The organism is Streptomyces sp. NPDC015661, assembly GCF_043077765.1.
Lineage (GTDB): Bacteria > Actinomycetota > Actinomycetes > Streptomycetales > Streptomycetaceae > Streptomyces.
In genome coordinates this window covers 55,244-68,405 of record NZ_JBIBST010000018.1, presented here as the reverse complement: position 1 = coordinate 68,405, position 13,162 = coordinate 55,244, and the positions used below count along the sequence as shown (strand labels likewise).

Genomic DNA, 13,162 nt, shown 5'->3' with positions numbered 1-13,162 from the left:
TCAACCTCCAATGATGTGCACCACAAATCATATGTGGTACGAATGATATGTTGCACGCATGACTTCCTTCTCGCAACGCCAGGCCGACCGGCTCTACCACGAGCTCCTCGCGCCCCAGGAGACCCAGGACATCCGCGCCCAGGTGCGTGCCCTCGCCGAGAAGGCCGTCGCCCCGCACGCGGCGACCATCGCCAATGGCGACGAACGCACCGACGGATTCCCCCGGCAGGTTTTCGACGACCTCGCGGCCGCGGGCGTGTACCGCATCCCGTTCCCGGCCGAGGTGGGCGGCACCGGGCTTCAGCACCCCGCGACCGCGACCGCGGCCGCCATAGAGGAGCTGGCGTACTGCTCCAGCAGCGTCGCGGCCGTCTTCGACGTCCACTGCATCCTTGCCGGGAACGCCCTCAACCAGGGCACCGACGCCCAGCGGCAGCGCTGGCTGCGCAAGGTGACCGACGGTTCGGTCGTCGGCGCCTTCGCCACGACCGAGCCTGATGCCTCCAGCGATCTGTCCCCGCAGGCGGTGCAGACCGTGGCTGCGCGGACCGACTCGGGCTGGGTGCTCAACGGACGCAAGCGCTGGATCTCCAACTCCCCCGTGGCCGGGTTCGTCGTCACCCTGGCCCGGACGGGTGAGCGGCTGAGCATGTTCATCGTCGACACCAGCCTCCCCGGCGTGAAAGTGGGCCTGGCCGACCGCAAGATGGGCAACCGCGGCCAGCTCACCGCCGACGTCCATTTCACCGATGTCCGGCTCTCCGACGACGACCTGCTCGGCGGCGTCGAGGGCCAGGGTCTCCGGCATGCGCTGAGCACTCTGACCTACGGCCGCATCGGCATCGCCGCGGCCGGCGTCGGTCTGGCCCAGGCGGCCTTCGATCACACGGTGGAACACCTCTCGACGCGGCGTGCCTTCGGAAAGCCCGTCGCGGCCAACCAGCACTGGCAGTTCCTGCTCGCCGATCGTGCCACCGAGATCGAGAACGCCCGGACCCTCTATACCAAGGCAGCCCTGCGGCTGGACGCAGGCAACCCCTTCCCCGAGCCCGAGGCGGCCATGGCCAAGCTCTACGCCACGCGGCTCTCGGTCGACATGGCCCGTGACGCCGTCCAGGCTTTCGGCGGCCTGGGATTCGCCCGAGAACTCGGCGCCGACGACCGCCCGTGCCCGGTCGAGGCGATCTATCGCGACAGCAAGATCGGAGAGATCTACGAGGGCACCAACGAGATCCAGAAGTGGGTCATAGCCCGCCAGATCTTCGGCCGCGACATCACCGGCTGAGCCACCCCGAGCATGCTCGGCGGGCCGCTCGGGCGCCCGTCGAGCACGCTCCAGGCGCTCGGCAAGCGGTGCGAATCAGAGCGTCGCCTTGACCGGACAGCCAACGATCCGCGGCACTCGTCCTCCTCGTGGAGGCGCTGCCCCCGACGCCTCGGCCCGGACGGACTCGCCGCCGGGCAAGTGGCGGGTGAACCAGTCCCGAGTGAGCTGGAAGATCAATTGACCTCGTACGCCTTCATCGAATGCTCGGACGTGGCGCAGCTGCGGCCGGGTTGGAGCGGAGGACCAAAGGGTCTGCACGCCTTCCACGACCTGGCATCAACGACATCATCGGCGACTTCCAGCGTGCGAGCCTATCGCCGCGCACGTACTCGCGTGCGAGGCCAGGGCTTTGGGTTCACCGCGAGAGCTGCCAGCAGGCGACCCGCCCGGGAATCCCCCGAACGGGCCGGACGTCAAGGAGGCGGGAACAGGCCCTGCCCCGCCGGACGAAGCGGTTCTTCGTCAGTCAGATGACCGCTCCGCCGTTGGGGCTGATGACCTGGCCGACGAGATAGTGGTCGTCTCCCGCCAGGTAGACGGCGAGGGACGCGTACTCCTCCGGGGTGCCCAGGCGGCCGAGGGGGATCAACTGGTAGAGGGCGCGGGTCTGCTCCTCCGTGGCGTTGGCCAGGTACGCCTCGAACGGTGGAGTCAGCACGGCACCGCAGGCAATGGCGTTCACGTGGATACCGGCGCCCGCGACGTCGAGCGCGACGGTCTTGGTGAAGCCGACGACTGCCGCCTTGCTGGCGGAGTATCCGGGGCTGTGCGTGCTGGCGGCCGAGATTCCGGCAATGGATGCGATGTTGATGATCTTCCCGTACCTCTGCGGTTCCATGAACCGCAACGCCTCGCGCGTGCAGTAGAACGTGCCGTGGACGTTGACGTCCCACCACTTGAGCCAGTCGTCGTCGCTGAGACTGCTGGTGATGCCCAGGGACTTGCGGGGCACCGGTGTGGTCGCGTAGGCGTAGTGCCTGTTGCGTCGTTCTTCCTCGGCTGGGGAGGCCGGGACTCTGGCCGCGTTGTTCACCAGGATGTGGACGGTACCGAACCGCTCGCCGGCCTGGGCGAACATCCGTGCCACCTGCTCGCTGGAGGAGACGTCGCAGCGTATGGGCAGGCACCGCCTGCCCAGCGCCTCGATCTCCTTGGCCGTGTCTGCCAGCAGGTCGTCCTGGATGTCGGCCACGACGAGGTCGGCGCCCTCCCGTGCCACGGCCAGGGCGATGGCCTTGCCGAGGCCCTGGGCCGCACCCGTGACAAGGGCGACCTTCTCCTTGAGTTTCATGCTCGTTTCCCTATCGAAGATGCGGTGGCACACCGTCCTCAGGATTGCGACAGCGGTGTGCCACCAGGAGCGGTCAGTGGCCGGACGTTGCTGTCTCGGTGCGGAGTTCGCGCTTGAGGATCTTGCCGGTGGCGTTCATCGGCAGTGTGTCGCGGAACTCCACAAGACGGGGGTACTTGTAACCGGCCATGGTCTCCCGGCACCACGCGACCAGGTCGTCCTCGGTGATCCGCACCCCGGGTGCCGGGACGACGTAGGCCTTGATCTCCTCGCCGTGCTTGTCGTGGGGCACTCCGACGACGGCGGCCATGCTGACGGCCGGGTGTGAGTGCAGGACCTCTTCGAGTTCGCGCGGGTAGACGTTGAACCCGCCACGGATGATCATGTCTTTGGCGCGGTCGACGATGTAGAGCCAGCCGTCCTCGTCGCGGCTGGCCAGGTCGCCGGTGCGGAACCAGCCGTCACGCATCACCTCGGCGGTGGCCTCGGGCCGCCCGTAGTACCCGCGCATCACGTTGTGGCCGCGGACGACGACCTCTCCGACCTCGCCGGCCGCCACCGGAGTCCAGTCGTCCGCGATGAGGTCCACCTCCACGCCCCAGACCGGCTTGCCGATCGATCCGGGGCGCGCCTCGGCGCCCGTGGGCGTGAAGGTCGCCAGCGGGCTGGTCTCGGACAGGCCGTAACCCTCGCGGATCGACGTTCCGAAGCGGCGGCGGAAACGGCGGTGGATCTCCACCGGCAGGGCCGCGCCGCCGGAGCCGGCGATGCGCAGGTTCTGCGCGGCAGCGGTCGCGTCGGCTTCGGAGATCTCTGCGTCGAGAAGCGCCCAGTACATGGTGGGGACGCCCGCGAAGAAGGTGACCTGGTGTCGGCCCATCAGGGACAGTGCCCCGTGGGCGTCGAAGCGCGGCATGAGAACCAGAGTCGCTCGCGCGGCCAGGCCGGCGTTCATCTGCACGGTCTGGCCGAAGGAGTGGAACAGCGGCAGCGTGATCAGGTGTACGTCGTGCTCGGCCGTGCCGAACGTCCGGTGGCAGGTCAACGCGTTGAGCGCCATGTTTGCGTGGGTGAGTTCGGCACCCTTGGGCTGTCCTGTGGTACCCGAGGTGTAGAGGATGACCGCGGTGTCGCCCGCCTCGGTGACTCGGGCGGTGAACTCGGTGCTCTGGCCGTCGAGCGCGCGGGCGAGGGTCTCGGCTCCGGCTATGGGCGCGGGCGCGGCGGGGTCCGGGGCCGCGGCTGCGGTGATGAGGAAGAAGTCCCGGCATCCCTCGACCTCGTTGAATCCGGCCCATCCTTCCTGCCCGAGGGGGAGTTCGGCGCTCCCTTCGAAGCAGAAGTAGGCGCTGGCGTCGGAGTCGGCGAGGTGGTACGCGATCTCCCGGCGCTTGAGCAGCACGTTGAGGGGTACGACGACGGCGCCAGCCTTGAGGATGCCGTAGTAGACGATGGGGAACTGCGCCACGTTGGGGCAGGACAGGGCGACCTTGTCCCCCGGGCCTATTCCTCGCGAGGCGAGAAGGTTGGCGACCTGGTTGGCCGAAGCGTCGAGCTGGGCGTAGGTGAGGGTCCGGTCGCCCGAGACGACCGCGCCGCGGTCGGGCACGGCGCGGGCGCTGTCCTCGAGCATGACAGCGAGGTTGAGCATCGAGATCTCCAGGTCTTCTGGTGGTGAGGTGTTCGGCGGAGCGCCGGACCGCCCCTCAGGGGGTGAGGGGCGGTCTGGCGGCCTGTGACGCGAGCGGTCCGCGTCGGCGGAACCGCGCCGCGATGCGTACGGGTGTCTCTCAGACGAGTGCGCCGGTACGGACCGGGGCGGGGTGACGCAGCGGAACGCCGCGCTCGCCGGGGCGCCGGTTCGGGGGCAGGCCGAGGTAGTCGAGGGTCTCGTCCGCGCTGGACCAGTACTCCCCGATCTTGTAGATCTCCCGGGCCTCCTCGGCGGTGGCGATGTCGCGGCCGAGCTCGTCGGCGATGCGGACGATCTGCTCGACCTGCTGGACGGAGGTGATGCGTTCCTTGCGCGGCGCCCACAGGTTGTCCTCGATGCCGACGCGGACGTGCATACCGAGGGCGATCGCGATGGCGTTCATCGGCAGGGTGGAGCGCATGATGCTCTCGATGGTCAGCACGGCACCGTCCGGGGTGCGGCGGGCGAACTCGACCAGATCGGCGGGGTGGAAGGAGGAGGCGCCGCCGCCGATGGCGACGTAGTTCAGGTTGAGCGGGCCGGTGTAGATCCCGCGGCGGACGAGTCGTTCGACGGTTTCGAGCTGCGCGATGTGGCCGAGCATGAAGTGCGGCTGGATGTCGTTGGCGGTCAGCCGCTTGAGGTGCTCGAGGTAGAACTCCGGCCCGGCCTCAAGGACCATGTCGCGGTATGCCTTGTACATCTGCGGGTGCTGCATGGAGGTGCCCGCGATGTCCTCGTCGCGCAGCACCTCGACGACGTTCATCTGCGAGGTGCCGATCGCGATGGTGACCTGGTCCGGCTTGGGGTCGAGCTCGGCCAGCAGGTGCCGGGTGTCGTTGTCGAGCCACTTGGCGGCTTCGCCCTCGCTCTCGGGGGCGAACGAGATGGACCCGCCGACCTGCAGGATCATCTCCGGAACGGCCTCGCGCAGCCGTCCGATCAACTCGTTGAACATCGACAGCCGCTTGGAGCCGCGGCCGTCCATCTCCCGGACGTGGATGTGCAGCAGCTGGGCTCCCGCGTTGTAGCAGTCCACGGCCTTCTGGACCTGCTCGTCCATGGTCACCGGAATGTCGTCGGAGTCGCCGGGCAGCCATTCCGGGCCGTACGGGGCGACCTGGATGACCAGCTTCTGCTGGTTCTCCGGCAGCAGGGAGTCGTCGAGGAAGTGCATGTGCCGTCTCCTTGAAGAGCGATTACAGGTGGGTGGGTGGGTGGGTGGTTCGGAGGCAGGGGTGCCGTCAGGCCTGAACAGCGCCCTGCTCGCGCGCCGCGAGCTCCTCGACGAGGAGCGGGACGCCGATGTTGCAGGCGTGGATGCCGACCAGCGTGGTCAGCTTGAGGACTTCGAGGATCTCCTCGCCGGTGGCGCCGAGGTCCAGCGCGGTACGGATGTGCCGGCGTACCCCTGGGGCGTACATGTGGGTGGCCGAGGCGTCGATCGCGATGCACAGCAGTTCGATGAACTTCGGCTCCAGCACCCCGCTGCGCCAGGGCTGCATGCCCATGGCCATGAACTGCTCGGTCCAGGCCGGATCCATCTCGTGCAGTCCGTCCCACAGCGGGTTCCAGGCGCCCAGGGCGCGCATCTGGTCCACGACCGGGGTCGGCGGGCGCTTGGTGGCGGACTCGGTGGACGTGGTCATCGGTTCAGCTCCATCTCGTCGGAGGTGTCCGGCGTCGCCGCCGGGTCGCCGCCGGACACGGCGGCGAGGTCGTTCTCGTAGGTCCGCGAGCCGAGCCAGAAGGCGGCGGCCGCGGCGAGGCAGAACAGGGGGATCACGGCCAGCGCCGTCTGCAGGCCGAAGGCGTCCGAGAGCAGCCCGGTGAGCACAGGCCCCACGGCCAGGCCGAGCAGGTTCTGGACGAGGACCACCATGCCGAGGGCGGTGGCCCGCACGGAGGGGCGCACCACGTCCACCACGGCACCAGGGGTCGTGCCGATCGCGGCGGCGAGCGGGAGCCCGGCGGCGAGGACCAGTGCGAACTGCGCCGCGCCCGGCGGGAGGGCACCGAAGCCGGCGGTCAGCAGGCCGCAGGTGACCACGGCCGCCACGGCGGGGACCATCAGCCGACGGCGTGGACGTGTCCTGCCGCACCGGTCCGCCAGGTGGCCGAAGGCGACGGCCCCGACGACGCCGGCGAGGATCACCAGCGCGGCCTTCGCGCCGGACTCCGCCGAGGACAGGCCGTAGGCGCGGCCCAGGTAGCTGGGAAGCCAGGAGTACAGGGCGGACAGCACGATCAGGTTGAGCGCCCCGCCCAGGTAGCACCAGACGGCGGTCCGGGACCGGAACAGCTCGCCGAGGGTCGCGCGCAGTCCGGGGACAGCGGCTGCCGGGGAAGCCGCGGGTGCCGCTTCGCTCCGGTCCGCCGCGGTGGGCATCCGGTAGTCGCGAATGATCAGGAAGAGCAGGGCCAGCAGCAACCCGGGCAGACCGAAGGCGCCCAGGGTCACCCGCCAGCCCCACCGCTCGGCCATCACGCCGCCGAGGACGACACCCAGCACCGTTCCGAGCGGACCGGCCGCCATGACCAGGCTCAGTACCGTCGCCCGCAGCCGCTGGGGGAAGTAGCTGGACACCAGAGCCCCGCCTGCCGGCCCGTAGCCGGCCTCGCCCACTCCGAGCAGCCCCCGGGCCACGAAAAGCTGCGCGTAGTTGCCCGCGACGGCGCAACCGAGTGCTGCCAGGCTCCACGCGGTCCCCATCGCCGCGATCGACTTCACCCGTCCCCACCGGTCCGCGAGACGGGCGGCGGGGAGCGTGAAGACGGCCATCGCGACGGACACCACCGAGACCAGGGCCCCCAGCTCCGCGTCGGACAGCCCCCACTCCTTCTTCAGGTAGGGGAAGGTCGAGACGATGATCTGCCGGTCGATGTAGTCGGTGGCCGCCAGTGCGATCACCATCAGCAGCACGAACCAGGCGTACCGCCGGGAGACAAGATGCGCCGCCGAGCCGGACGCGTCCAGGACCAACGGCGGCTTGCTCCGCCACGGCGTTCTGCGCTGCATACGCACCTCCACTCACACGCCCGCTCCGTCGCGGGTGTCCGCAGCGTAGGTCGCGACGACGGCAGGTGCTTTGCATCATGTGGCAGTTCGCTTGACAATATGTGGCACGGCGGCGAGGCTCAGCCGAGTGAAATACCTGGTGCGCAACGCCGTGCTCAACGGCTACGTCGACCTGGTCCGCTCGCTGGGGGCCGATCCACTGCGGCTGCTGGCCTCGGTGGGCCTGGACGCCTCCGACCTCGCGACCCACAGCTCCTGGATACCGGCGGACGCGGCGGCCGAACTGCTCGAACAGTCAGCGGCGGCAACAGGCTGCGAGGACTTCGGCCTCAGGCTCGCCGAAAGCCGACGCCTCGCCACCCTGGGCCCCATCAGCCTCGCCGCCCGGGAGGAGCCGGACGTACGCAGCGCGCTGGAAGTGATCATGCGCTATCAGCACCTGCACAACGAGGCACTCCGCAGCAGGCTCACCGAAGCCAACGGGCTCGCCACCATCCACCTTGCTCTCGACGCGGGCCACGGCCGCCAGGCCACCGAACTGCTCGTAGGCGCCGTCCACCGCTACCTCCAGAGCCTCGTCGGCAGCGGTTGGAAACCGGTCACGGTCCTGCTCTCCCACGACGCTCCTGCCGACACGACCACCCACCACCGCGTCCTCGGGCCCGCGATCCGCTTCGGGCAGGAGTCCAACGGAATCGTCTTCTACGCCGCCGACCTCAACGCCCCCAACAAACTGTCCGACCCCCTGTTGAGGCCCTATGCGCGGCAGTACCTCGAAGCGATCGCAGCCCCTCGCCCCGAAGCCGACGTCGACCGCATCCGGGAACTCATCGAGGCGCTACTTCCCACCGGACGCTGCTCACTTCACCAAGTCGCTCGCAGCCTCGGAGTCGATCGCAAGACCGTGCACCGGCAACTCGTCCGGTCGGGGGCGACGTTCTCGTCCGTGCTCAACGCCAGCCGCGTCCAGCTTGCCCACCAGTACGTCGGCAACCAGAGCCGCCCGCTCACCCAGGTCGCGGAACTCCTCGGCTTCTCCGCACCCAGCGCCTTCTCCCGCTGGTTCCGCGAGGAGTTCGGCACCAGCCCCTCGGCGTGGCGAGCGGCCCGGCGACGCGAGTCCGTCTGACCCGCGTCTGTCGCAGCCTTGGACGCTCCGGCCGGCCGAGCGGCCGGCCCTCTGGGCAGACCCGACCGGACCGGTCGGACAGTGCTGCCCCTCATGCGATCAGCAGCACTCCCGCGTACGAGACACCAGCGATCAGCAGCCACGAGGCGAGGCCGACGGTCAGGGCACGACCCCCGGTGCGCAACAGGCGGCGTATGTCGACCGCGGTGCCGAGGCCGAACAGGCCCGCGGCCAGCAGTAGCTCGTCCACCCGCTGGACGCGGCTGATCACCTGGCTGGGCAGGCACTCTGTGCTCCGCAGGGCGGCCAGCCCGAGGAAGCAGGCGACGAACAGGGGCACCAGGGGAGGTCTGCTGCCACCGGTGCGCCCTTCCGGCGAGCGGCGGATGGTGAGGTGACGGCGTACGAGCACGAGCAGCGGGGCCAGAAGCGCCACCCGCATCAGCTTGACCACCACGGCCTGGTTGAGGGCAGTGGGCCCGGCGGTCTGCGCGGCTGCGACGACCTGGCCGACATCGTGGACGCTGGCGCCGGTCCACAGCCCGAACTGTGCCGCGTCGAGGCCCAGCGGTCGGTGGAGTATCGGCAGGAGGACGATGGCGAGAGTTCCGCACAAGGTGACCAGGGCGACCGCGGTGACAACGTCCTCCTCCTCGCTGTCAGTCTCCGCATTCACGGCGGCGATCGCCGATGCCCCGCAGATCGAGAAGCCGGTGGCGATCAGCAGGGGCTGGTCACCAGGGAGCCCCAGCCTCCGCCCCAGCCATCGGGTGCCGAGGAAGGTGACCGCGACGACCGCGGTCACCATGGCCAGCACCTCCCACCCCAGCCCGAGCACGTCGCCGAGCGCGAGATTGAGACCCAGCAGAGCGACGCCAAGGCGCATCAGCCGCTTGGCGGCGAACTGAAGCCCCGGGCCGCAAGCGGCCGGCAGCAGCCCGAGGTTGGCGGCCAGCACGCCAAGGACCACAGCGGCGACGGTAGGAGAGATCGACGGCAGCGCCCGATGGGCCGCAGCCGCAACGGCCGTGGCCAGAGCCGTCACCGCCAACCCGGAGACCAGTGTCCGCGCACGGCCTGTTCTCCGACGGGGGACGTCGGCGGCCGAGACGCGAGGACCGGGCGTCGCAGCCGGCCGGCTGGCATCGTGGTCGCCTGGGGGTACAGGGAGGTTCGTCACGCCCCCACCCTTGGGCGAGCCTGCGGACTCAGGTAGCCACCGATCGCCTGGCAGGACATAGGGTTTCCCTATGGTTCTTGTTCCGCCCGGTTCTCCAGGCACCCGCCGACTTCCCGATCTGCATGCGCTCGAGCTGCTCCTGGCGGTGGGCGAGACAGGGAGCCTGAGCCGTGCCGCCGCTCGGTTCGGCATCAGCCAGCCATCGGCCAGCGAGCGGATGCGCACGCTGGAGCGACGATTGGGTGTGCAGCTGCTCCACCGCTCGACCAGCGGATCCCGGCTGACCCCGGCCGGACTGATGGTCACCGACTGGGCACGGGAGGTGCTGGAACGCGCCCATGCGCTCACCGAGGGCGTCGCAGCCCTCAAGGCCCGGCAGGACATCCGGCTTCGGGTGGCTGCCAGCCTGACTCCGGCCGAGCATCTGGTCCCCGGATGGCTGGTGAGCCTGCGCGAACGCCACCCCGAGACCCACGTCGGACTGCACGTGGCCAACAGCGACCAGGTCATCCGCGCGCTCCGGAACGACGAGGCCGATCTGGGATTCATCGAGGGCCCGTGGACGCCGGAGGACATGGACTCCCAGCCCATCGGCGAGGACCGACTCGTCGTGGTCGTCGCCCCTGGTCATCCATGGACCCGCAGGCGGAAGCCTGTCAGCGGGGCCGAACTCGCCGCCACCCCTCTCCTGCTCCGAGAGTCCGGATCCGGCACCCGGGAAACCCTCGAACGGGCCCTGCGCCCCCACGCAGGACCCTCCGTCCCCGTACTCGAACTCGGCGCAACTGCGCCCCTGCGCAGCGCCGCGATCCGCGGGGCTGCCCCGGCCGTCCTCTCCGAGCTGGCGGTCCGGGAGGACTTGGCCGACGGGCGGCTTGTCGAAATCCCCGTCGAGGCGGACCTCCCGCTCCGTCGAACACTGCGAGCCGTCTGGCCCGTCGGCCGAGACCTGCCTGAGCCCGCCCGGCAGCTGCTGCGGGCAGTTCGACCGGCCCGTGCCGCCCGGGGGGAGGTCGGCCCCCGGTCGGCACGTGATCAGGGTGGCCAGGTCGCGTAGTCCACCTGCACCCCGGAGCCGTGGGGATCGCGTAGAGGCGTCGGCCTATCTGCCGTGGCTTATAGAGCCGAAAAGGAGCATCACTCTGTAACTGGGACAAAATGGTGTCATGGGTGCACGTGAGGCAGCCCCTGGATCTCGCGGCGGAACGGATGGATCCGGGGCTCGCGACTCAGCGGACGCCGTCGGCTCCACCGTGAGCGATCCGGGTACCGAGTCGCTTCTCGACACTGCGATCCTTCGATCGCTGCTGACCGAGTCCTCGCTGGGATTCCAGGTCGTGGATCCTGACCTCAGAGTGGTGCGCTTCAACCCAGCCGCCGCCGGGGTACGGGGCGCGGTGGGCCGGGAGGCAATCGGACTGCGGCTGCGCGACCTCGCTCCGCGATTGGTCGACGACGCTGCGGAGCAGATGCTGTACGACGTCCTCGACACCGGCCGGACGGTGATCGACGCGGAGGTCGCCGGGTGCCCGCCCTCAGATCCCGAACACAGGCATGTGTACGAGGTCTCGCTCTTCCGGCTCCAGGACCCCGCTGGGCGGGTGCTGGGTGTACTCATCGCCTCGACCGACGTCACCGAACGGCACCGGGCTCAGGCGCGTGTTGACCTGCTGATCGAGGCGAGCAGACGAATCGGCTCCACACTGGACGTCGCGGCGACCGCCGGCGAGCTGGCCGAGGTCGCTGTCCCGGAACTCTCCGACATGGCGACAGTGGACGTGCTCGACGACGTCCTCCGCGGAGACGCGCCACCGCCCGGACCGATGGACCCGCAGACGGTCCTTCGGCGTGCGGCCTCCCAACCTGCTACAGCGACGGTGGCGCGGTCGGTCTCCACGGTCGGCGAGGCCACCCTGCCCCACTCGTCCTCTCAGACGCGACACCTCGCCGAGATGGCCCCCTGCCTGGTACCGCATCTGGAAGTCACCACCGAGAGGCCCATGGACGATCCGAACCGAGAAGAGCTGATCGGACAGGCGGCCCACTCCCTGATGGTGGTGCCACTCACCGCCCGTGGGGTTGCGCTGGGCCTGGCCAGCTTCTACCGGACCACGACCATCGACCCGTTCGACGAAGACGACCTCGCACTCGCCACAGAGCTCACCGGTCGGGCAGCAGTGTGCATCGACAACGCCCGGCGCTACACCCGGGAACGCAACGCCGCCCTCATCCTGCAGCGCAGCCTGCTGCCTCAGGTTCTCCCCGATCTCAGCGCGGTTCAGGTGGCCTGGCGACACCTCTCTCAGCACGCCGGCGGTGACTGGTTCGATGTCATGCCGTTGTCCGGGGCGCGAGTGGCTCTCGTGGTGGGCCATGTGCCGGGACACGGCATGCACGCCGCCGCGGTCATGGGACGACTGCGCACCGCAGTCCATACCCTCGCCGCGCAGGACAAGGCCCCCGACGAACTGCTGGCCCATCTCGACGACTTGGTCGCCGGAACGTTCGCGGACCAGGCACCCGGGGACAGCCCCCTCATGGAGCGGGCGGCCGGAGCAACCTGCGTCTACGCGGTCTACGACCCGATCTCCCGGCGCTGCACCGTCGCCAGGGCCGGTCACCCCGCGCCGCTCATCGCATATCCCGACGGCAGGGTCGATGCTTCGGAGGTCCCCACCGGGCCGCCGCTGGGCAGCGGCACCCCGTCGTACGAGACCCTCGAACTCGAGCTGCCCGAGGGCACCACCATCGCCCTCTACAACGAAGGTCTCGCCCGGGCCGACACAGGTGCCCCGCAGCGAGAGCCGGCACGCCTGCGCCACGCGCTCGCCAACCCCTTCCGGGCGCTGGACGACACGTGCGAGACCGCCATCCAGGCAGGGGAGTCACCGCGGCACGATGAAGACGTCGTGCTGCTCCTGGCGCAGACCCGCGCCCTCGACCCGGACCAGGTCGCCACGTGGACCCTGCCACGCGACCACGCCATAGTCGCCACATCGCGCACCCTGGCAAGCAGGCAGCTGAGCACCTGGAACGTGGAGGAACTCACCTTCACCACCGAACTGATCGTCAGTGAACTGGTGACCAACGCCATCCGATACGGATCCGGCCCCATCCATCTGCGCCTCATCCGTGACCGCGCCTTGATATGCGAAGTCTCCGACGGGAGCAGCACTGCCCCGCACCTGCGATATGCCCATGCCTCGGACGAGGGCGGCCGCGGACTCTTCCTCATCGCCCAGCTCGCCGACCGCTGGGGAACCCGCTACGCCGCCCGAGGCAAGACCATCTGGGCCGAGCAGGCGCTGGGGTAAGAGAACAAGGCTCATGGGGGGCTTCACACTTCCTGCGGCGTCGGCCGGTGGCCACCCCGGCATCGACCCACATCCGGATCACCGGCCACGCGCGCAGCCCACCACCCCCGCCTGATCATCGACGGCGTCGGCTGCGCTCGGAATGTGGGCTGCCACGCCCGGCACAGCTCCAAGTCATGGCCAGTTTCCAGCCCAGCCGGGCGGCGCAG

At 69.7% G+C, this 13,162-nt stretch carries 10 protein-coding genes; 4 read left to right on the top strand and 6 right to left on the bottom strand.

Features of this window, described 5'->3' with window-relative positions:
• The first annotated feature begins 58 nt into the window (after positions 1–58).
• Positions 59–1,285, top strand: a complete 1,227-nt coding sequence (locus ACF07V_RS35515) for an acyl-CoA dehydrogenase family protein (RefSeq protein WP_392159804.1) — start codon at positions 59–61, stop codon at positions 1,283–1,285.
• Positions 1,286–1,793: 508 nt separating this feature from the next.
• Here the strand turns inward: ACF07V_RS35515 and ACF07V_RS35510 are convergent.
• From ACF07V_RS35510 to ACF07V_RS35490, 5 genes are all read right to left on the bottom strand, one after another.
• Positions 1,794–2,618 carry an SDR family NAD(P)-dependent oxidoreductase gene (locus tag ACF07V_RS35510; RefSeq protein WP_392159803.1) on the bottom strand — a complete coding sequence of 275 codons (825 nt, stop codon included), beginning with the start codon at positions 2,616–2,618 and terminating at the stop codon, positions 1,794–1,796.
• 73 nt (positions 2,619–2,691) lie between these two features.
• Positions 2,692–4,269: a long-chain fatty acid--CoA ligase gene (locus tag ACF07V_RS35505; protein WP_392159802.1), complete on the bottom strand. Its 1,578-nt coding sequence runs from the start codon at positions 4,267–4,269 to the stop codon at positions 2,692–2,694.
• 139 nt (positions 4,270–4,408) lie between these two features.
• A complete protein-coding gene (locus ACF07V_RS35500) occupies positions 4,409–5,488 on the bottom strand; it encodes a 3-keto-5-aminohexanoate cleavage protein (protein ID WP_392159801.1) in 1,080 nt (359 codons plus the stop codon).
• A gap of 67 nt (positions 5,489–5,555) precedes the next feature.
• The gene (locus ACF07V_RS35495; RefSeq protein WP_392159800.1) at positions 5,556–5,960 is read right to left on the bottom strand and encodes a carboxymuconolactone decarboxylase family protein; all 405 of its coding nucleotides are present in this window, start codon (positions 5,958–5,960) and stop codon (positions 5,556–5,558) included.
• Positions 5,957–7,330: an MFS transporter gene (locus ACF07V_RS35490; RefSeq protein WP_392159799.1), complete on the bottom strand. Its 1,374-nt coding sequence runs from the start codon at positions 7,328–7,330 to the stop codon at positions 5,957–5,959. The genes ACF07V_RS35495 and ACF07V_RS35490 overlap by 4 nt, the downstream gene beginning before the upstream one ends.
• Positions 7,331–7,457: 127 nt before the next feature.
• On the opposite strand from ACF07V_RS35490, the gene ACF07V_RS35485 reads away from it, so the two are divergent.
• Positions 7,458–8,459, top strand: a complete 1,002-nt coding sequence (locus tag ACF07V_RS35485; protein ID WP_392159798.1) for an AraC family transcriptional regulator — start codon at positions 7,458–7,460, stop codon at positions 8,457–8,459.
• Positions 8,460–8,550: 91 nt separating this feature from the next.
• Here ACF07V_RS35485 and ACF07V_RS35480 read toward each other — a convergent pair whose 3' ends face one another.
• A complete protein-coding gene (locus ACF07V_RS35480; protein WP_392159797.1) occupies positions 8,551–9,639 on the bottom strand; it encodes a YeiH family protein in 1,089 nt (362 codons plus the stop codon).
• 70 nt (positions 9,640–9,709) lie between these two features.
• Between ACF07V_RS35480 and ACF07V_RS35475 the strand changes: the two genes are divergently transcribed.
• Both ACF07V_RS35475 and ACF07V_RS35470 read left to right on the top strand, forming a co-directional pair.
• Entirely contained in the window at positions 9,710–10,696 is a 987-nt protein-coding gene (locus ACF07V_RS35475; protein WP_392159796.1) for a LysR substrate-binding domain-containing protein, read from the top strand.
• Between the two features lie 196 nt (positions 10,697–10,892).
• Positions 10,893–12,953, top strand: coding sequence for a SpoIIE family protein phosphatase (locus tag ACF07V_RS35470; protein ID WP_392159795.1), 2,061 nt, complete (start codon positions 10,893–10,895; stop codon positions 12,951–12,953).
• Positions 12,954–13,162 lie beyond the last annotated feature (209 nt).